Annotated in this window: 15 protein-coding genes; 6 read left to right on the forward strand and 9 right to left on the reverse strand. The window is 44.6% G+C overall.

Annotated features, from left to right (window positions below; genetic code table 11):
• Nucleotides 1-3 precede the first annotated feature (3 nt).
• From BUB38_RS04825 to BUB38_RS16585, 3 genes are read left to right on the forward strand one after another with little or no spacing between them, the layout of a single operon-like run.
• Nucleotides 4-696: a hypothetical protein gene (locus tag BUB38_RS04825; protein ID WP_073157801.1), complete on the forward strand. Its 693-nt coding sequence runs from the start codon at nucleotides 4-6 to the stop codon at nucleotides 694-696.
• A gap of 8 nt (nucleotides 697-704) precedes the next feature.
• Nucleotides 705-1649 carry a hypothetical protein gene (locus BUB38_RS16260; RefSeq protein WP_073157804.1) on the forward strand — a complete coding sequence of 315 codons (945 nt, stop codon included), beginning with the start codon at nucleotides 705-707 and terminating at the stop codon, nucleotides 1647-1649.
• Nucleotides 1650-1666: 17 nt separating this feature from the next.
• Nucleotides 1667-4534: an FISUMP domain-containing protein gene (locus tag BUB38_RS16585; RefSeq protein WP_073157807.1), complete on the forward strand. Its 2868-nt coding sequence runs from the start codon at nucleotides 1667-1669 to the stop codon at nucleotides 4532-4534.
• 97 nt (nucleotides 4535-4631) lie between these two features.
• Here the strand turns inward: BUB38_RS16585 and BUB38_RS04840 are convergent, their stop codons facing one another.
• Complete coding sequence (locus BUB38_RS04840; RefSeq protein WP_073157810.1) at nucleotides 4632-5477, reverse strand: 50S ribosomal protein L11 methyltransferase; 846 nt, start codon at nucleotides 5475-5477, stop codon at nucleotides 4632-4634.
• Nucleotides 5478-5503: 26 nt separating this feature from the next.
• Here BUB38_RS04840 and BUB38_RS04845 point away from each other — a divergent pair, with 26 nt between their 5' ends.
• On the forward strand, nucleotides 5504-6520 hold the full coding sequence (locus tag BUB38_RS04845) for a Fic family protein (RefSeq protein WP_073157813.1): 1017 nt from the start codon (nucleotides 5504-5506) through the stop codon (nucleotides 6518-6520).
• Nucleotides 6521-6668: 148 nt separating this feature from the next.
• Nucleotides 6669-9092: an AAA family ATPase gene (locus BUB38_RS04850; protein ID WP_073157815.1), complete on the forward strand. Its 2424-nt coding sequence runs from the start codon at nucleotides 6669-6671 to the stop codon at nucleotides 9090-9092.
• A gap of 252 nt (nucleotides 9093-9344) precedes the next feature.
• Here the strand turns inward: BUB38_RS04850 and BUB38_RS04855 are convergent, their stop codons facing one another.
• The 3 genes from BUB38_RS04855 to BUB38_RS16590 form a co-directional block, all read right to left on the reverse strand.
• Entirely contained in the window at nucleotides 9345-10796 is a 1452-nt protein-coding gene (locus tag BUB38_RS04855; protein WP_217650863.1) for an AAA family ATPase, read from the reverse strand.
• Nucleotides 10797-10907: 111 nt separating this feature from the next.
• Nucleotides 10908-11552: a hypothetical protein gene (locus BUB38_RS04860; RefSeq protein ID WP_073157820.1), complete on the reverse strand. Its 645-nt coding sequence runs from the start codon at nucleotides 11550-11552 to the stop codon at nucleotides 10908-10910.
• A gap of 76 nt (nucleotides 11553-11628) precedes the next feature.
• Complete coding sequence (locus tag BUB38_RS16590; protein ID WP_199505695.1) at nucleotides 11629-11922, reverse strand: hypothetical protein; 294 nt, start codon at nucleotides 11920-11922, stop codon at nucleotides 11629-11631.
• 728 nt (nucleotides 11923-12650) lie between these two features.
• Between BUB38_RS16590 and BUB38_RS04870 the strand changes: the two genes are divergently transcribed.
• Nucleotides 12651-13172, forward strand: a complete 522-nt coding sequence (locus tag BUB38_RS04870) for a hypothetical protein (protein ID WP_139258238.1) — start codon at nucleotides 12651-12653, stop codon at nucleotides 13170-13172.
• A 214-nt stretch (nucleotides 13173-13386) separates the two neighbouring features.
• Here the strand turns inward: BUB38_RS04870 and BUB38_RS04875 are convergent, their stop codons facing one another.
• The 5 genes from BUB38_RS04875 to BUB38_RS04895 all read right to left on the reverse strand — a co-directional run bounded on the left by BUB38_RS04875 (nucleotide 13387) and on the right by BUB38_RS04895 (nucleotide 19698).
• Nucleotides 13387-14016, reverse strand: a complete 630-nt coding sequence (locus tag BUB38_RS04875; RefSeq protein WP_073157826.1) for a hypothetical protein — start codon at nucleotides 14014-14016, stop codon at nucleotides 13387-13389.
• A 107-nt stretch (nucleotides 14017-14123) separates the two neighbouring features.
• Nucleotides 14124-14927 (reverse strand): YaaW family protein, encoded by an 804-nt coding sequence (locus BUB38_RS04880; protein ID WP_073157828.1) that lies wholly within the window; start codon nucleotides 14925-14927, stop codon nucleotides 14124-14126.
• The gene (locus BUB38_RS04885; protein ID WP_073157831.1) at nucleotides 14928-15545 is read right to left on the reverse strand and encodes a hypothetical protein; all 618 of its coding nucleotides are present in this window, start codon (nucleotides 15543-15545) and stop codon (nucleotides 14928-14930) included.
• 3 nt (nucleotides 15546-15548) lie between these two features.
• The gene (locus BUB38_RS04890; RefSeq protein ID WP_139258240.1) at nucleotides 15549-18758 is read right to left on the reverse strand and encodes an ATP-binding protein; all 3210 of its coding nucleotides are present in this window, start codon (nucleotides 18756-18758) and stop codon (nucleotides 15549-15551) included.
• A 10-nt stretch (nucleotides 18759-18768) separates the two neighbouring features.
• Entirely contained in the window at nucleotides 18769-19698 is a 930-nt protein-coding gene (locus BUB38_RS04895) for a coiled-coil domain-containing protein (RefSeq protein WP_073157836.1), read from the reverse strand.
• Nucleotides 19699-20802 lie beyond the last annotated feature (1104 nt).

Consider the following 20802-nt stretch of genomic DNA (forward strand, 5'->3'; position numbering starts at 1 on the left):
CTTATGATCAAGCACCTGATTTTCTTCATAGCCATTCTGCTTTTTTCGGGCGCTGCATTTGCAGACGGCCTTTGGGATGATGAGCCAGCCACATCTCTCTGGGATGATGATGGAAAGTCAGAGGCTCAACAACCCGCTGCACCCCAGCCTACCGTACAGCAACCTGCAATAGTACGGCTGCAGACGACGCAGCAACCGAATGCACAGCCAATCGTTCAGCAGCCAGTCGTTCAGGAAACAACGACTCCTCAACCCATCGCCCAGCCTCAATCTATTGAACAACCAGCGGAAATTCAGTCTCCTGAACCGCAACAGAATGACGGCTTTAATGAATGGGGACAGAACGACCAAATTACATTCGTGCCTATGGAAGACAATATGGTCGACCAGACTGCAACGACTCAAGAAGAAGCAGCAGCCCAGGCAGCCCCCGCCCCTGCAAAAGCGGAAAGTAAGTCAAGCATCAAAATTCACTGGATTCCGCTATCCATTTGCGCCGGAGTCACCATTGTCGGCGGAATCCTTGCATATGTATTTGACAACAAGGCAAAGACCGCAACAGAAGGCATCCCTGTAAACCACGGATCCTATCAACAAGCCTATGATGACGCAGGCAAATTCCAGAACCAACGAAACATCGCTATCGGAATTGCCGCAGCAGGTCTTGTGGGCATGGGAATCACTTTCCTCTTCTAAGGAGAATTATGATGAAGAAAATTTTCCTTACCGTACCTGTCATTGGTCTTATGGCCTGTACAGACTATCAGGCAAACTGGGAAGAATCCTGGAGTGCCCAGGATGCTGTCTGGCAGGAACAGGAATATCAACAGCAGCTCCAGGAACAACAACAAAACTTCGTCTGCAACGAAGGTGACGTTCAAATGGTTTCCGACTATTACGACACCGGATATGGCTACGAGTATATTACACGTAACTTCATATGTTACAACAACACCTGGAATGAAATCATCGATAATCCCCCTATCGAAGAACCGCCAGTTGAAATTCCGCCAACTGAAGAGGTTCCTCCAGAAGAGCCACCCTTAGAAGAACGCATCTGCAACGAGGGCGAGATAACATTTATTGACGGCGAAGAGCCACAATACTTTATCTGCATTAACAACGAGCGGATTCCTTACACGCCCAGTTCAAGCAGCGTGGCGCCCCCTCCCCCGGCATACATTGAAGGAACAAACGTCCTTTCCGGCGGAAACTTCCAGAAGACCTGCAGCACAGGCGACTGGGAAACAACCGTAAAAGAAAATCTAGGATCCATAAAGATTGGGCTCAGCAACAATGATGCCTGCGAGCTAAAATTCTCTACCGAAGAAACCATTGAAGGGGAATGGATTTTGCAGGCCTCCCATTCCGTAACACTCCATTACGGTTACGCTTACCAGATTATCATAAATGGCACGGCAGACATTCCTGCATTCGGTGCGTCAGCTTACGTAGAAATTTCCAGCGACGACAATAAGTTTATGGAATACGCCATAAATCTGAATTCCGAAGTTCAGACCTGGGAATCAGAAATCGTAAACTATTGCGATGCCTCCGAAACCGTAAACTTCACGATTAAAGGTGGAGCGGATTTATCCGGATTCGCCATCAGTAAAATTCAAGTCATTAGAAGACCCAGCAAATGCTAATCGATTAAAGGTATAATATGAAGATTAACAACTCGATATTAGTACCGTTTTCAGCAGCGCTCCTCCTGGCAGCCTGTGCCGATGACACTGTTTCTAACGACATTCCGGAAGCGGCAATGTCCATCTTGCAAAACGTAGAAGATTTGCCAGACTGTAATGCAGAAAACGCGGGTCACATGATTTATCTAAACGACTCCGCAGCCATTTTCTACTGTGCCAATAATTCCTGGTCAAAGTTCTCGGCCAAGGATGGTGTTGATGGCGTCAACGGAACAGATGGCGCCGGCTGCGCAGCTGTTCCCGTAGAAGAAGGTTTCAAGATCCTCTGCGATGGCGAAGTCATGGGAACCATCCTGAATGGCGAACAAGGCCCCAAGGGAGACCAAGGAAAAAACGGATCGATCTGTATCACTGAAGAAATTGAAAACGGCTACAAAGTTGTCTGTGACGGAGAAGTCGTAGGAACCCTGAGCAACGGAAAAGACGGAAGCGACGGGCAAGACGGAAAGGATGGATCCAACGGTAAAGATGGATCCAACGGGAAGGACGGTTCCATTTGCACGACACAGGAATCCGCAGATGGCAATGGCTACAAGATTTTCTGCGACGGAGAGGAAGCAGGCTACCTTTCTAATGGAACAAACGGCCTTGACGGCAAGAACGGAAGCAGTTGCTACGTCAAAGAGTTCTCCACCGACACCACTTCCGGCTACAACATTTTCTGCGGCGACGAACTTGCAGGCACTCTGTATAACGGTAAGGATGGCGCTAAGGGCGACAAAGGCGATACCGGTGAAAAAGGTGATGACGGAGACGTAGGCGAAAAAGGCGAAAAGGGTGACACCGGTGAAAAAGGTGTTGACGGAACCAGCTGCCGAGTTGAGGAGTTCTCTAACGACACCGCTTCCGGCTACAACATTTACTGCGGTACCGAACTCGCAGGCACTCTGTATAACGGCAAGGATGGAGCCAAGGGTGATAAAGGTGACACCGGTGAAAAAGGCGAAAAGGGAGAAAAGGGTGATACAGGAACAAACGGCACCAATGGAGCAGGATGCTCTGTCAAACCCAATACCGCTGAAAATGGCTACGACCTCATCTGTGGACAGGATTCGGTATTTATCGCTAACGGCACCAAGGGTGAAAAGGGCGATAAGGGTGACAAAGGTGATACAGGAGCAAACGGCACCAATGGAGTAGGATGCTCTGTCAAACCCAATACCGCTGAAAATGGCTACGACCTCATCTGTGGACAGGATTCGGTATTTATCGCTAACGGCACCAAGGGTGAAAAGGGCGATAAGGGTGACAAAGGTGATACAGGAACAAACGGCACCAATGGAGTAGGATGCTCTGTCAAACCCAATACCGCTGAAAATGGCTACGACCTCATCTGTGGACAGGATTCGGTATTTATCGCTAACGGCACCAAGGGAGAAAAGGGCGATAAGGGCGACAAAGGTGATGCAGGAACAAACGGCACCAATGGAGTAGGATGCTCTGTTGAACCCAATGCCACCGAAAACGGTTACAACCTCATCTGCGGAACCGATACCGTACTCGTAAAAAACGGAGCAAAGGGCGAAAATGGTGACCCCGGCGAAAAAGGCAACCCTGGCGAAGGTTGTACCGTTACAGAAGACTCAGAGAACGACGGATTCAACCTGACCTGTGGAGAGAACACCGTATTCATCAAGAACGGAACAGCGGCCTCCTCTATTGATCCTAGCGACCTTAATACAATCATTGAAGCACTAAAGGTCTACGACACAAGTGCTCTAGGTGAATGCGGAACCGAAAACAATGGTGACTTAAAATATGAGGAACTCTACAATTATCTCGGTACGAGTCACAGCTACTGGCAATGTTCCGCAAACGGCTGGGTCAGCGTCAATAACAATCAAGCAGAAGACTTCGACTTAAGCCTGCTGGGAACCTGCGATGCAGAAAATAGCGGATCTTTCGTTACCAAAAAGATATGCAGAATTGATTCGTATGACGGAAGCAACATCTGCAAATCTACCTGGGTATGCCAAGGCAACAGCGAAGACGGATGGAATTTCCGCTTGGCCGAAGGTATCGAAAACTACCTAGAAGCTAGTTGCACAGAAGCAAACACAGATACTGAAATAGAAAAAGATTCCTACACTTATAAATGCAATGGGACTCACTGGCAATTGGCAATCACTCCAGGTTTGTTCACCGATACCCGTGACGGCAGCACTTACACCACTGCAACAATAGGTACACAAACCTGGATGACTCAGAACTTGCGTTTCGCAAACAATACAGCAACGCCCAATCTTGTTGGTTCCTATACAGATTATGATGGTACTGAACACATTGATGTAAATCTCTTCTCCGCTCCCGAGAAATGCTCTGGAGATAATGAAGAATGCATCCAGGAAAACGGTTATCTCTATAGTTGGACTGCAGCAAACAACCTGAGTGCCGAAGATTGCAAGGATCAATCATGCGCTCCCACAGGAAGCACCCTGGGAATTTGCCCCACAGGATGGCATATCCCCACAAAGGCAGAATGGCAAACCCTAATTTCTTTCATCGAAGCGCATAACGGCAATGAAGACGTCTACGAAAGTCTGCTTTCTGAAAATGATGGAGGAAAGGACTTCGTTCACTTCAACGCCGCAAAACTTGGCTACTTTGATGAATACGAACAGGATTACAGGGCATCTGGTGAGGCAGCACTCTTCTGGACTGCCGATGAATTCAATGACATGCTCTCTTACTACTTTGGTGCAGGCGAAATCGGGCTCTGCGGAGAAGATGTACTCTCAGCAACAGGAGTTGACTGTAGCGGTCGTAGCATTTCCGTCTACTACAAGATGAAACAATTCAGCGTCCGTTGCGTCAAGGACAACTAAACTGAAAAAAAATAGACAGTAAAAAAGTCCTTCGGTCAAACCGAAGGACTTTTTCCATTATGAAATAATTATCCGAACAAGTTCGGGAAATTCGTGGTTACGCGTTTTGTGCCAAAACGCTCCACCACTCACCAGAAATTCTTTCCTTCTGGACGGTGAAGCCGGCTTCTTCAAACCATTTCAGGATGTAGTCCTTTTCGGTCAGGAGCTGGCCGGAAATGATGATCTGGCCACCGGGAGCTAGCAGGTCTTCCATGTCGTCGCGCATGGGCCACAGTTCGCTGCGGATCATGTTGCAGAGCAGCACGTCGAACTTTACGCCATCCTTGAAGGAATCCAAAAAGCCCAGCACGCATTCGCTGTGATCAAAGCCGTTACGTTCAAAATTTTCGGTAATGCAGGGAATAGTCAGCGGATCGATTTCGGTTCCTACGGCAAGCTTTGCACCCTTGCGGCGGGCGAACATAGCCAGGATGCCAGTACCCGTACCGATGTCCAGAACGGTCTTTCCGTTGAAATCGATTTCTTCCATCAGATGGGCGCAGCTGCTGGTGGTATCGTGTTCGCCGGTACCGAAGGCGGTCTTCGCCTCAAGTTCCAGAACAACGGTCTGCGGATCTTCGGGAGTATATTCAACCCAAGGCGGACGCACCACCAGATGGGGGCTCACGGAAACAGGCTGGGCACGGTCACGCCACCACTTGTCCCAATCCTTGGCTTCTTCTTCGGTGACTTCAAAATGATACTGGGGGAACTCGGCCACAATACGGTCGCGTTCTTCCTTATCGCCGGTATAGAAGCAGAAGTCGGTACGACCATCTTCCACCGGATCCAATTCTTCGAGAGTAGCAACACCGGCTTCAAAAAGCAGGTAGCTTGCGATTTCATATTCTTCTACCGGGCAGTAGCCCTGTGCCTTATACCAAGTATCAATTTTCTGCATGGTTAAAATTTAATATTTTTTCGTCAATGCTTTACATCCACCAATATCCCGACTGGACTAACTTCCGTTACAACCACCAAAGTGTTGCCGACGCTCTGGGCCAGACCCGATTTTTGGAGGGTAAGCTGGTCGGTACCGCAGACCTGGTGAGTTCATCAGAAGAAGAAACGTCCATTCTTGCACAGGACATTGCCGCCAACTTTTCACTGGATGGATACGTCCTCGACGCAGAACAGATAAAGCAGGAAATCGCAAAGAGAAATGGCGCCGTAGACGCCGTCCGAAATATTCTGGGCGCGCTGCAGAACGCAAACTCGCCTCTTACAGAAGACCGCCTTTTCGCATGGCATGCCGCCATCGGACAAAACAAGGTCCGCAAATTCCGCAGCAAGGAAAGTTCGATCCGCTTTCAGGACGGCGATAAGAACCGCACTTTCGTCGGCGTGAGTCCAGACCGTATCCCCCACGAAATGGAACGTTTTCTGAACTGGTTCGAGACCGCCTCTGTAGACGGAGCCATCAAGGCAGCCATTGCCCAGTTCTGGTTCTTGACCATTCGACCTTTTGACGACGGCAACGGACGAATCGCCCGCACCCTCAGCGCCATGCTGCTGGCCCGCAGCGAAGAAACCGCCCGATGCCAATACCCGCTGAACAAACTTTTCGCAGAACACCGCGACGAATACAGGCGCATTCTATCCCAAGCCCAGGCAGGCAACGGCGACCTTACGGAATGGATTCTATTCTTCCTTAAAAACTTGCGCGACTCCATTGAAAGACGTCTGACAGAACTTGCGCCAGCATTAAAGAATATGCAGGTCCGTCTGAAGTTCAGCCAGATGGACTTCACCCCCCGTGAAAGGCGTTTACTTGAAGCAGCCCTTTCAGGCGCATTGAGCGTTCCTTTTTCAGTCAAGGAAGCCGCAGCCCTTACAGATGTAAGCCACGACTCCTCTTTGCGAGACATTCAGTCCCTAATAGAAAAAGGCGTTTTCAAGGCCGAAAAGAAGGGCGGACGTAGCCAGCGCTATTCCCTTTTTTAATACCCTTTTTAGTTAGACGTTCTTCTTTTGCAGTCACACCAAAAAAAACTGCAATTCCAGTATACAATTATAAAACTCAAAACGATATACTCTCGTGGGGAGGGGATCCCCGTTCTAGGTTTTCAGACAGGGTTATATCAAGGGTTTTATGACAGTCAACACAAACAGCAACATCAGCAGCACCAAGTACTTCAACAACATCCATTCCAAGCTGGAAAAGGGCGGCGAAATCAAGCGCCCGGATCCGGTAGTCTTTTCATCACTGAAAATTCTGGAGTACTGGATTCGAATTCTGCAGCAGAATCCCGAATGCATCAACACGTCCGTGGCCATCCGCCTCATGGACGAATCCCACACCATGAAGTTCACGGAAGACGTGGTCAAGATGTTCATCCCGTTGCTCAAGAAGAAGGGATCCAAGGCAAAGAATTCCAGGAAGAAATCCGATGCCGAAGCACTCAAGGCCCTGCTCAATTCAGACGCAGATGACGACGATGACGATGACGGTTTCCGAACCGACATTTGCAGCGGAACATTCCTCCGCGCCATCAAGCGATTCGTCGATGAAGACAAGCCCGATTGTCATGTCAAGGCGGTAAACAACTTGCTGAAGGTCATCAGCAATACGGATTCCGACGACATGCATCCTACTCTTTTCCAGGAACTGCAGCGTACCATCGGCGAACATTTCACCAATTATGCCATGAGCACTATCAAGAAGGGCGTCAAGAAGAACGATTCCTCTTTTGTAAGGGTCCAGAAAGTCAAGGATACTTATCGCCTTAACGATGATGAGTTGGAAATGCTTTTGTACCTCTGGCTCCGCGACAGCCCGGATCTTGAAATCCAGGAATCGGAACGTTCCATTTTGCGTCACCGCCGTTTCCGCGACAACGACAACAATGTGAATAGCCTCATGAACATCGCCCGCGCCACCGGTTTCTCGACGGAGCGCATCACGGAACTTCTGGGAAAGAACAGCGCCCTGAGCCGATTGAATTTGCTGAGCGACAACCTGGATTTGCCCAACGAAGTTTGCAAGTATCTGAGCGGCTACAGCGATGGTGCCCAGATGAAGGCATTTTCTGCAGCAGAACCGGCCACCGTCAGCTTTGAACAGCTCCAGGGCAAAAACCCCGATGCCCGCCTGCTGTTGACCATGCTCAAGAACCATGACCGAAAAAGCCCGCTGAACGTCTTGCTGTACGGTGTTCCCGGCACCGGCAAGACAGAGCTTGCAAAGGCTTTAGCCGCAGAGCTCAAGGTCCCCCTTTGGGAAGTGAGCATCGACGTGGATGACGAAGAAATCGGCGGACGCCGTCTGGATTCCCGCAACAACAATCTTCTGCAGTACCGCCTTCGTGCCGTCACCCTGGCCGACTGGCATTGCGAAAAGAATCCTGGAATTATCCTGGTAGACGAAGCGGACATGGTGCTGAATTTTGGCGAAAAAGGTTCACTGAATCACTTCTTTGAAACATTGCACACACCCGTCATCTGGATTTCCAACAAGACGGGATTGGTAGAAGACAGCACCCGCCGACGCTTCGACTTTTCCATGGCATTCAAGCCTTTGGCAAAAGATGAACGTCTGAGCGTCTTGAATTCCGTTTTGAAAGCCCAGGAAGCAGAAAGCCTGCTCACCGACGAAGAAAAGCTGAAACTTGTGGTGGAATATCCTGCCATGGCTGGCGGCCTCACCTTGGCCGTACAGCGCACCAAGAGTCTTATAGACTGCGGAGCCACCGGTGCTGCAGACAGCTACAAGACGGTCGCCAGAATTCTCAAGGCACATACACAGCTCATGGGAATCCGCAATGGAAACTTGAAGGACGTCGAAAGCCATGCTCCCAACTACTCCCTGGAAGGTCTGAACATCGAAGGTTCCACTCAAGAAATTATGGAAGTGGTTCACAACTACGATCAGGTCTGGAACACCTTGGAAGAAGATGACGCGCCCAACTCCCTGAACATCCTGCTTTACGGTCCTCCGGGAACCGGCAAGACAGAATTCGTTCGCTACATGGCCCGCGCCCTCGGCCGCAACCTGATTATCAAGCGCGCCAGCGACCTGCTTGGAATGTTTGTAGGTCAGACCGAAGCCCAAATTGCCGCCGCCTTCGAGGAAGCCAATCGCACCAAGTCCATTCTGTTCTTCGATGAAGCAGACAGCCTGCTGAATGACCGTGCCGGAGCATTCCAGAACCACGAAGTCAGCAAGGTCAACGAACTGCTGACCCAGATGGAAAACTTCAAGGGAATCTTTGTGGCGGCCACCAACTTCGAAAAGCATCTGGACCCGGCAAGTTCCCGCCGTTTCGCCCTGAAGCTGGGTTTTGATTACCTGAAGCCCGCCGGTGTACGTCACATCTGGAACGTCTTCTTCCCGGATACCGTCTGCCCCGATTCCGTGGCACAGATTCCCATGCTCACCCCCGGCGACTTCAACGCCGTCAACGGACGCCTTCGCTACTTCCCCACCAGCAGCAAGACTCCCGACCGCATCGAAGCCGAACTCCGCAAGGAATTGCGCTGCAAGGACGACAAGGCCGGAAGAACCATGGGGTTCTAACCCACCCCTACCATTGACAACACGGGGGCAAGCCCCCTGTTGCCACCCCATCCACAATTGTCATCCCCCGCCCCTGTTGTTACCCCTGCACTCAATTGTCGTCCCCGACACTCAATTGCCGTCCCTGACACGACCGTTATCATCCCCGATACGACCATTGTCATCCCCGCGAAGGCGGGGATCCCGCATCTCCATATAACCTCCTAGTGCAAAAGGCCCCGCAGAAGAAATTCTACGGGGTCTTTCACATCTTTAAGGCTCGAAAAGGTCCTTTGCAGTAACCTCGGAATGCAGCAATGAACTATGGTTGTTTTTCAAGACGCCATCAACGGTCACAAAGGTATGCACAAGGCTTTTACGGGTTTTTGACACGGCCTTAAAGACCAATGCTCGGGTTCTCAATTTTTCAGTATATTCCTTGCTAATTGTGTATTGACCGTCTGTAAACTTGATTTCGCAAAGATGGATTATCTTGTCAACTCGATCAATGAGCAAATCAATTTGAGTTCCACTCTCATTTTCGTTCGTCGGCGCATAGCGCCATGTACTCACCGATGTTGCCATTCCCAAAATACCGAGAGCCTTCTTTATCTGCCTAAGGTGAAGCAGGCAGACCTGTTCAAAAGAGAACCCTCGCCAGGAAACAACGGACGCGTCATTAAAATGATGCAACCAAAAATTTTCATCCTTCGTGTTATTTGTTTTTACAAACTTGTAGTAAAACAACGTATAGAAATCAACCAATTTGTAAGTTGCATCCTTGGTGTTTTTTCCGAATTGGGATACAGACATTACAAAATCAGAACGCTCAAGGTTTGAGAGAATTTGCGTTAGTCGCCCCCCTGTAACACCCGTGATTTCTGCAATTTCTTTTTTTTGCAGGCCCTTCCTTTTTTGCGCAAGAGCTTCTACCACTGCAACATACTTGTCGGCACTGTTAAAAAGTGCCGTGTAAAGTTCGTCAAATTCCCGCTGCAGGCTAGAACCATTTTTAAACATCAATTGATTGATATTCTGTTCTAGACTTAGAACAGGATCCAATAAGCTCAGATAAAATGGTACACCGCCAAAAGTCATGTAGCACTGGACAATCTGATAGTCGTCCCAGTCAAACCCGCGGCTCTGTAAGTACAATTTGCACTCATGCAATGTGAACGGACTCAAATGGATCTGCCTTGTGATTCGATTGTGAAGTCCTCCCTGATTTTCTACAAGGTTATTCACCATCCATGAAGATGACGAACCGCATGCGATCAAGACGATGTCGTCACGGAATGCGACCCAGGAATTCCAGAAGTACTCAAGCGCCTGTACAAAACCGGACTGCTTGTTATCAATCCAAGGCATTTCATCAATGAAGATCACCTTCTTTTGGGAATCGCATTTTTCAAGGTAGCCCTCCAGCAAGCGAAACGCTTCCATCCATGAAGACGGAACCGCACAAGTTTCTTTGGAAAATCTGGATAACTCGTCGCTGAAGTTTTTCAGCTGCACAGCTGTGGAACAATTCCTGGCCCCCACAAAGCGGAAATCGTAAGAATCGTTGAAGTAATTGCGAATTAGCGCAGTCTTGCCAACCCGGCGACGGCCATAAACGACCACGAATTCGGAGCGGTCCGACTCCATGCACTTGGTGATTTCTGACTTTTCATCAATACGGCCAATAAACTCCGCCATACAACCTCCACAGAGAATTATTTCCAAATCTACATAATTTCACATAGTTTTGGTAATAATTCTATAGAATAATTTCCAAATCTCGGTATTTTACCCCACTTTTGGAAATTATTCTCCTATTTCAGCCTTTTTAGGGACTTACCAGCCCAAATATTCCTTAATCTTTTCGAAGATTTCACGATGATCACTAATCGGGAAACAACTTGATGGGTGTTTCATACACCAAATAGGGCACTGGCGATAGCCATCCAGGGTAAACAAGTGTGCCCGCTTCGGAAGCTCCCAAATCTGCTTACGGTCTTCAGGAAGCCACGTCCACTCCAATTTACTGTAGCCCCAGCCAATCACCAAATCCGGTTTCAACACATCCAGAACTTCACCCAAAGCCTGCCGGGATAAAGCAACCAATTCTGGAGTAACCTTATCCTTTGCACGGTGGTTACCTTCGCCAACTGATCTCTGGAAGAAATTATAGAAAGCGACATCCTTATAAGCCAAATAGGAATTTGCATCAGCAACAGGCGCAATCACACGTGCCGTATTGTCGTGACAGCGCGCCCAATCCGGGATGGATTCTCCCCTTGACTTACAGCCCATATAGAAATCCTCTACCACCTCGATGGTCCATTCCCGGTAGCTGTTGTTGGAATCCGGGCCATAATGAGATTCGCCAAGAACCAGAATTTTATGAGGCGCAGAAAGATACCCCTGCCCCACATAAGGGTAGAAATTTACAGCCTTGGCGTGAGCAAAAAGACTGGCAACGTTCGATATGGAAAACATGGTAAAATTTCCTTGAGATTGAAAAGGATGTATTTAATCATTCTTTCACGTCAATAAACGTTTTAATAGCAACGTTTCAAATAATGTTAGTTGTGACACTATCAAATGCAGCACCAACTAAGCCTCCAAAAAACGGAACCAATTTTACAAGATTAACAAGTCCCTTCTGTCCAACAGCCTTGTTTACACTTGAGATAACGCCGCTTGGAATTCGACAACTTAGCGAAGTTCCTACATTTTCTGCAAGCTTCACACCAATAGGTTTTACAAGATTAGAAACCCCTTTCTCAACTAAACAAGCAAATACCAATGATTTAACACGATCATCTTTTAAATCATAGCCTTCTATATGAGCGATTGCAGCAATCATTCTAATCTGAAAAACATTACACAGGCAACATCCGTAGGAATAGTAACAGGAATTGTAATCAATCCTCCCATTTCCATTACGAAACCCGACATTGCTGCCTTAGAATTTTGCCAACGAACTAATGATTTTGCAGCTTCAATTTCATTTTTATTGTTGACAAATACAATTCTGCCTATGATCGAGCTAATTCCATTCCTAGAATTTTTCTCCAACAGCCAAATCGTAATTGGAATCCAAGAACTTCATTAATTTACCGTCTTGCTTCCGATACATGGAAACCTTCCTAGATAAAAAAATGCTCATTGCAGAACAAAACCAAGCATCTATCGTTGTAGCATCACACGAGCATCTATACGGAGGCTAAAAATATGGGGGGAGGGAGAAATGTAAGTTCACTGTCAAATAAAACCATTGTTTTGGACGGCGATACTACACGAATATGCGATTTACCCACAAGAACTCGCGTGGTTAAAAAGAAGAAACCAAAAAATCCTACTGGATTCAGATATCGGATAGGCAGTTTGCCAATGAATACAATTTATGAGGACGATTCCAATGCAAAAGGCCAAGGATATCGAATTTGTGATTTGCCTATAGACGAAGATGATGTTTAATAAATATTCGTTCTTCATTGACGATTAGCTTGTTGACCCATTTTTTGCATGAAAGCGGCTTTTTTGAAATCAAACCCCTTAATAGAAATTCCAAAATCTAACAAGGAGTATAAAATGCAGAAAAATAGCATAAATGCCTACTATAACCACGACGGATCACTCAACAATTACCCAAACCAATGTAATTTTTTTAGACTTGTGAGCAAAAAACTAGATGTAGGCTCTTTGGAATGTATCGGTGAATTTTACGCAAAAAGCAACATAAAAAATAAGGGGCTTGCACGCGGTTTTAAGCCCGACGATCATGCCTATTGTTCTTTCAACCTAACAAATTACAAACTTGTTCTGCAAGTCCCAACCACTCCGGCTGGGGGGAGCATCAGAATAGGAATCATAAAAATCAATCCTAATGATAAATCCGAACGATTGGATATTTCACAAAAGGACATTAACATCATCCAGCAATCATTTCCTAACGCGATAGAAGAGGTATGGCAGAACACACGTTTTATGATTTTGCAGACAAGCGTGAGTTCTGAAAAATGGAATGAGATAGAAAGCTTGGAAGCCCTGGCGAACTATCTCGTTACACATTTACATAGGGCTTTTCTTGTGATGAAAAGTCTAGAACAGTGAACATACCGGGACAATAAACATTCCGGTGCGGTGGATTCGCCAATCCGGAAAATAGAAATTTTCTATTCGTAGATCTTTTATTTGGGGTTAAGTGTCAAAAGGATACCTGAAAACAGGTATCAGTAAATTGCGGTTGCTCGGATTACAAGCATCAACTTCTGATTTTATCCATCAGTTCAAAAGTTTACATCAGCCGAAGTGACATTAATTTGCACTACTTCAGCCAATTTTCCTTCAAAAACTTCACAAAGAACCGACAGCTGGTAAGCCCCTTGAAATAATCCGGGCGCTCTGCCATGTTCCAGTGCGGGCTGGAAGGATGGTTCACATATACATACTTGCAATTCATACGGTCTGTATAGTGCCAAAGCTGCCCGCCAAAATACTTTGGATAATCATCAACTTCCGCGCAATTCACCACAAGACGACTAGTCATGATTACAATGTCCGGATGCGTAGCCTCCAGAACATCAATGAAGTTTCTAATCGCATACTCGCGATCCTTGGCTGTCAACACATTCGCAATGGAATCACCCTGTTCCTCCGCAGGGCGCAAAAAGTAGTTGTAGCTAGCCACTTCGTCAAATGCGTTTTCACCTGCAAAAGGAGCAACAGACTTTAACGCAGAATTCAACGTTTTGCAATAGCTACCACTGAGCCACTCGCGGGTCCCACGAGTATTGCACCACCCCTCCTCTACCTCGGTAAGAGTCGGAGAACCGGAATACCACCCGTCAACATCACGCTGTACAGTGGAACCCGCAGGCAAGTAGTGGCTTTCGCCAACCAGCAACAACTTCTTATGAAGCGCAGACTCGTAGTTGCGACCAACAAACGGCTTCATATACGGATGCGTCTGGTAGAAGGGGATGGAGTTTAAAGAAGTTTCGATAGTGGATAGTGGCATGGTTATTTATTTTCCCAACTTCTGAGATTTAAAATATCACCGAACTAATTTAATGTCACAATCGTCAGATCATCATCAATTTCGTCAAGCCGTACAAAATTCAAAGAATCCTTTTTTCGATAAAGTTTTTCTTTTTTTGTGTTCTCAGAAACAGACTTAAAACATTGACGCAAATAGGCTATATGCACAACACATGGAATAGTCACACGGTAGGCTGGTCCCGCCAAATCAGTAAGAGTCAATAAGAGTGTAGCCGCCCATCCAATTGGCCCCAGAAAAACACCAGCGGCACGACCGAGAACCTGAGCCGTCGCATATTCTATCCCCAACTTTCTGGCCAAAGACAATGTCGCCCAAAATCCCATTGTTCTAAAAGCAAGGCCACCCATCACCCCCACAAGAACTTGACTTAACAACATGCCCCCTCCCAAAAGCGAACCAAAATCCTCGCTCGGTTCAAATTCTTTAAGAGCTTCCTCCATTTTTCTTTTTTCTTCAGGTTTCGCTTTATTATAAGCCTCATCAATAATATGAGCCAAAAGCTTCTGCTCTACGGTCTCAACATCATCCTTTTTTTCAAATTTTACATTACATCGTCCAGCCACATCCTTAACAACTTCGTCGTAAGCCGGTCCATCACAGCCATCCGCATCTTTACTTCGAATCAAATTACAAATGGAATTGCCCCCCATTTCCCTAATTTCATTTAAAATTTTTACGGCAAATTGGCGACGATTAAGCTCAACCTTTTTGACATTATTCGTAAAACTTTCATTCAAATACTTCACGAGAAGTTCAAGATCTTCTCGTGAAGCGTGTTCTAAAATGAATTTTTCGTCAAAATTCATCTATTTTCCTTCTCTTTGAAAAGCAATTTTTTGAGCTTCTGCGTCAGAGAGACCAGGATTCGCTTTCTTTTCAATTTCTGCGATAGCTGTCTGGGCTTCTTCTATCTTACTTAAAGAGCTTTCCTTGCCTTTCATGTATTTACCAATGGTTTCTATGCGATCATCATGGAGATACATTTTCAAAAGGTTCGACATCACAGGTACTGTGTCAACAGTCAACAAACCATCCAAAGGATTCTTGAGAAAAACCTCCAGGAAATCTTCAACTTGAGGCATTTTTTCCACCAAAGCTCCCACCAAAGCCTGCGTAGCCGCAACCAACTGTTCGCTTTCAGAATGCTTTATTGAGTCGTCAAGATTCATTTCCCCTAAACGATTAAAATAGTCTTCAAAGCTTTCTTCTCCGTCCATTTTCAAACCTTTCTCCCGAGCCTGAAGAAGGCGCTCTCCGAGCATTTCGATTTGGCCATCCTTAAAGTTGATTCCAAATTCATCAAGAACACCCTTTATCGCCCCTCCAACAGCCTTCACGGCATAAGGTGCAAATTCGGCAACAGCAAGCATCAAAGCTTGCTTTCCCACTTCAATTAAAATAGGTGCTAAAACAGCAGGAAACATAATTTACTCCTTGTTAAAAATTAAATTTTTCAGTTTTGTCAAATCCTTATCCAAAAACCATTTATCTGGATTTTTTTCTAATATAACCTCATAGAAACATGAAAGCTGTTCATCCAAAAAATTTTTTGGGATTTCCCCTGTTTTCACATTTTCAAGAAACCGAGCATACGAAGCTTTTTGTCCAGAAACAGTTTTTACAACTCTAGTCCACATTTGTGACAAATCACATTTAAATTCTTCCGCACATTCACTCAAGCTCTTTTGAAAATTTTTCCAACAAGATCCATCTCTGCTGAACGAGTAATAGTTTCCGCCAACAAAATGCTTGCGAATTTCACAATCAAACATCTTACAAAGTTTCAGAAAATTTTCAGAAACTATAAAATCCGACTTATGTTCTTCCCAACGGGATTTGAGTTTTTTATCATCAATAAGATTATCAGAAGTCGAAGTCAACTCTGTAATCTTAACTCGAATTGGTTCATCTGTATTTTCTGAAAAAACAACCGCTTCACCAACGCCAAGATTAGAAAGGAACATTTTTTGGTCATCTTCCATCATCATGGTATCACCAACAACATCCTTATCATCTCGGGCAAATATACGATGTATAATTTTCGTATTTGTATTCTTCAAAACCTCAACAGCCATTTTATTCGGAATTTGATCCGCAATAATCAATCCTTCGCCATACTTTCGGACTTCCGCCAACATATCAGAAAACATCTCAACAGACGACTTCTTTGCACCAGAGTCGCCATAGTCCACCTTTGACAGCAATCGATGGGCTTCTTCTACCAAAGTCAAATGTCTAAAGGACTGATTCTTTTTATAACGTTCTCGGACAAGGATGGTCAAGCGACTCAATATAAGCCCCATAAACAAAGCTTTATCCTCAGGAGAGCGCAGTTCTTCCAATTCAAGAATAACTTTTTTATCAAGAAGTTTATCCATATCATAGGATACAGCGCAGTCAAACATAGCTCCTTTGGATCCCACAGTCAAATTAGACAGGCGACTTACCAATGACCCTATATAATTCTGCTTTAATTCTTGACCAAAACCCTTTTCCTCAACAACCTCTCCCAACTTTTTGATAAGCGTGCTTATTCTTGGGAAGCATTTACCGCTACCATCATAAGGATCAACCTCCTGATCCGCCTCATATTTGGAGGTGTTTACATTCCATCCTCCATCACTATAGCACTTATACATCGCCTCTTCCAAAATTTGAGGCATGGAAGCCTCCATCGGGAAAGCCGCAGTGAAAGTCGCCTTCAACATATCAACATGAGATGAAATGTTTTCCCCTTTAATCAGTTCAAAGGGATTTAAACGAAAAGGCACCAAGTTTTCATTTCCCACAGTAAAGACAAGTATGTCCTTCGCTATTTCAGCAACCTTTTCGTTTTCAATAAGCCCCCTATACTCAGTTTTCGCAGGTTCAACAACAATAAAAGGCAAGTCGGAGCCTAACAACAAATTTTGGCAAGTCGTTGTTTTTCCACTTCCTGTCACACCCGCGATAAAAACATGCTTCATCAGGCTCTTCTTTTCAATCGCAAAAGGAAGATTTTTTTCACTATTTCCATTTTGAACGATACAGCCCAAGTCAATACGACTATTCTGATCAAAAGCATTTTTTGAAGGATTGATGTTCAATCCAAAATCAACACTCTTCACAACCTTTATCCCTGCAACTTCCTTCATAGGAAATCCCATATAGAGGGATAGCTCTCGTGAATTCAAATATGTCGCAATAGATTGTTCTCCATTCCTTGAATAAGGTCTAGAAAATAAAGTATAAATTTTTAAATCTTCTTTTTTATAATCGCACGCAACATCAAACGCTGATTTGCAATGACCTAAAACTTCTTTCGTCCGCTCTTTTCTTTCTCTTGGGCTAAGTTCACTTCTTGAATCTAGGCCAACATGTGTTAACGGACTTATCGATATTTGATCCCCCTGAAAGATGGATTTTATGTTTGAGCATAGCCGTTCAAACATCATCGGATTTTCGGCAGAGTAGTATACGGAAGTTTTAAACATCCCTTTAGCCAAGCCTAGTCTAAGACGATTCAAAAGGCTTTCATCACCGTCCTTGATAAACTTTTTTATTTCCTCAAGGCGTTCATCCTTCTCTTCAATACTCATCTCCCGCTGAACATCAGAGGCGACAGATGTCTCTTTTATTTCGAGGTTTTCTTTTCCTTTTGTTCGACTTCTTCGTTTTCCTTTTTCCATCGTTTCCGATGCTAAATATTCATTCCTTTCAGTTTTACTCCAAGAGGAAATACATTGACGTTCCTTACGATCATCGTAGTTTTCACGATCAGTAATGGAATTTTCAGAATCATTTGCACTAAGCTGTCTATCTATTCCTCTATGATCGCTGTGCTTTACGGTCTTTTGTTTTTGCGCCTCAACCGATTCGTCATCCTGAAATCGTTTTTCATTCCGATTAGAAGAATTCGCAAATTCTTCATCACTCGAGGAATTTCGAGTTTCATTTTCGAATTTTTGGGAATTTGAAGCATTGACTCGAATACTCTGAGTGGTGCGGGTGTCATACCGATTCACAATTCCCAAGACATCAAAAGTCTCATCTATCAATTTGACAATTTCTTCTCTAGAAACAACTTCGCAAACAATTTCCACCCTCCAATGAAATTTTCGGCCATCCGACCCAGAATTCATGGAATTTATTAGTCGATCTACACCTTGGTATTCTATTTTATCGTTTGTTTTTACTTCGTTAAAAGATGGTACTCCAACAATGGCTCCTACATATTCCAAACCATCGGCATCAAAAATCTCTTTTACATCCTCCACATTCATTTCCTGCATCTCGCAGCCATTGAAATTGCCTTTCACCATAGAGGCTAGCTGACTTCCGTACTCATGGGGATGCAAGTTACTAGAATCTCTTTTTACAACGCCCAGATACAAGGATGCCGTAGAATCTTTACCATCAAGGATATACACCAAGTTATAGTCATGATTATCCACAGCGGCAAGAACATTTTCAAATGCTTCCCTACTAGGAAAATCACTTTCCATAGACACACTAGTGATTTTATAAAAATGACAATCCTTCGCCTCAACGAAATCGTTGCAAGGAGAGAGAACATCATACTTTCGTTCGTTCCACTGAAAGTCATAAACTGCATCAATAAATTGATTCGCTTCTTTTGACATCAAATTAGCGTTCATACTTGGACCATCATTCATGCAACATTTTAAGTACAGATTTCGCTTCCTGTACATTATCGGAAACATCGACAATTACACCAATCAATCCAGACCCCTTCCGCCCACAATGGCAAATCAGCATTCCACCACTTCTAACGGAAACTCTATTTTTACTACCATCCAAACGTTCAAACTCAATATAAGCTTCACCCGGTTTTATTATGCATTCTGATTGTATCAACCACTTATAGTTCTTGTAACCAGGTTCACAAATTATTTCTTCCCATTTTTTAAACGTCGCATGATAGCATCGGTTGCATTTTTTTAATACCTCAACAAAAATTTCCCCACTAAAATCAAATCTTTTTTTCAAGCAAGTATTCCTTAAGCCGAATGAATTTTTCAATTCGTTAATTTCACTTTGCAAGCGATTTTTTTCGTCTCTCAAATTATTTTCTTTTTTTCGAGCCATTTGTTCAGATTTGGACTTTTCCCCTTGCGACGTCTTCATGTCTGATTCTAAGTTTTGAATTTGTTTTTGAGCATCAGACAGCCGATTTTGCAAGTTTTCTTTTTGAATCTTCAAGTCGTGTACATTCTTTTTAAAATTCAAACATGTCCTTACAAGATCTTCCCCTTGACAATTTTCAGAATCGTTATTAGAAATAGAGCATATCAAGTTTAACCACTCTTTTGAAAGACTCCAAAAAGTTTTGCAGCCATCAATATTCTTAAAGTCGGAATATTTTTCTTGCGGCACATCAGAAATATTCAAAACAAAAATGGAAAACGGTTTGTCCTTGTATTCTCGCGACAAGACTTCATCTTTTAACGCTTGTAATTCTTTTAATTCTGGACGAACTTCACCACGAACTGGTATAGATTCTATATTTTCGCAATCTCGATCTATCTTGAAACATTGAAAATAATCATCTTTCAATACCACAGCAACTTGATCCATAAAAACAAACCTCTTGTTTACTTATTTATAAAATATATTCAACAATTCTTCTTTCGTCTTAATCATTACAGAGTCCTTTTTTAATTGTATAAAATGTTCTTAAACCTCGAGTTATATTTGTTTCATTTTTTTTCTTCATCTTTAGTTCAATGGCTCTAGTGTGATCAGAGCCACACTTAGGACAAGGATAGTGCTTCCAACGAGCTGCAACTGGAGGTGCAATCACATCTCCGTAAATCACCACAAAGCGGTGTTTGTAAGCCTCACATTCCCTTTCGCCTGGAGTGCCTAAGCCGTACGGCAATTTAGGAGACCTAGAAAACCATTTTTTTCAGCTTGTTAAAAATAACCATTTCCACCCCTTTTCAAACAAAATACATTCACCCGATTTCGTTACATACCATTTTTCGCGATCATTCATTCCAGCTTGTAATAGCATCACCAACAAAAAAAGGGCATGAGCCGAAGCGCCGCCCAATCAGAGGTTCTGGTAAACCTGTACGCGGAGACGCAAACGGCTCACACCCCCAAGCGAGGTGTGAGCGTCCGCTCCAATTCCTGCGTACCTAAAATTTACCAGATTTCTGATTGAGGAATAAGAGCTATAGCTCAAAAATCTTTTATGTCAATTTGTTCGACTTTTCCTTGCGTTTTCTCCGTGTTAAATTCGAATTCTTTCTGACGTCATTCCCAAACATAATAAATAAAAACGCCAAAAATTAACGAAAAAAAACACTTTTTTCTAAAAAGTCCTAAATCCGGCATTTGCGGGCGGTGAAACCCTTATTACTTTTCACGCGCCCCGTTTGTTGCGAAAATTTTACACTTCAAGGTGGTTAAAAACTACAACATAGGTTCGTGGGAGCCCTTGTCTGAACGTCTAAGGCAGCTAATGTGCGTCATTGCCCAAATCGAGGGAAATGATAATCCGCAATGCTTACAGGTGTATTTCGGTTTCTCTGAGCCTTCATAAACCTGATGGTTTCCACCTTTTACAGGGTGGTTCAGACACCGTGCATTGCTCAGGGCGAATACGCTCGGAAACGAGAGTCCACAAAATTTGCAATAAAACTTGGCCATGTACATTTTCCTTTTTTCAACATA

It is taken from the genome of Fibrobacter sp. UWH5, from assembly GCF_900142505.1.
In the GTDB taxonomy this organism is placed as follows: Bacteria; Fibrobacterota; Fibrobacteria; order Fibrobacterales; family Fibrobacteraceae; genus Fibrobacter.

Bases quoted from the DNA above. Each gene is read 5' to 3' on its own strand.
- BUB38_RS04840 (WP_073157810.1), bottom strand. From the start codon at position 5,477: ATGCAGAAAATTGATACTTGGTATAAGGCACAGGGCTACTGCCCGGTA.
- BUB38_RS04875 (WP_073157826.1), bottom strand. From the start codon at position 14,016: ATGAAGCCGTTTGTTGGTCGCAACTACGAGTCTGCGCTTCATAAGAAG.
- BUB38_RS04890 (WP_139258240.1), bottom strand. From the start codon at position 18,758: ATGAACGCTAATTTGATGTCAAAAGAAGCGAATCAATTTATTGATGCA.
- BUB38_RS04885 (WP_073157831.1), bottom strand. From the start codon at position 15,545: ATGTTTCCTGCTGTTTTAGCACCTATTTTAATTGAAGTGGGAAAGCAA.
- BUB38_RS16590 (WP_199505695.1), bottom strand. From the start codon at position 11,922: ATGATTGCTGCAATCGCTCATATAGAAGGCTATGATTTAAAAGATGAT.
- BUB38_RS04895 (WP_073157836.1), bottom strand. From the start codon at position 19,698: ATGGATCAAGTTGCTGTGGTATTGAAAGATGATTATTTTCAATGTTTC.
- BUB38_RS16585 (WP_073157807.1), top strand. From the start codon at position 1,667: ATGAAGATTAACAACTCGATATTAGTACCGTTTTCAGCAGCGCTCCTC.
- BUB38_RS04880 (WP_073157828.1), bottom strand. From the start codon at position 14,927: ATGAATTTTGACGAAAAATTCATTTTAGAACACGCTTCACGAGAAGAT.
- BUB38_RS04825 (WP_073157801.1), top strand. From the start codon at position 4: ATGATCAAGCACCTGATTTTCTTCATAGCCATTCTGCTTTTTTCGGGC.
- BUB38_RS04845 (WP_073157813.1), top strand. From the start codon at position 5,504: ATGCTTTACATCCACCAATATCCCGACTGGACTAACTTCCGTTACAAC.
- BUB38_RS04870 (WP_139258238.1), top strand. From the start codon at position 12,651: ATGCAGAAAAATAGCATAAATGCCTACTATAACCACGACGGATCACTC.
- BUB38_RS04850 (WP_073157815.1), top strand. From the start codon at position 6,669: ATGACAGTCAACACAAACAGCAACATCAGCAGCACCAAGTACTTCAAC.
- BUB38_RS04860 (WP_073157820.1), bottom strand. From the start codon at position 11,552: ATGTTTTCCATATCGAACGTTGCCAGTCTTTTTGCTCACGCCAAGGCT.
- BUB38_RS16260 (WP_073157804.1), top strand. From the start codon at position 705: ATGATGAAGAAAATTTTCCTTACCGTACCTGTCATTGGTCTTATGGCC.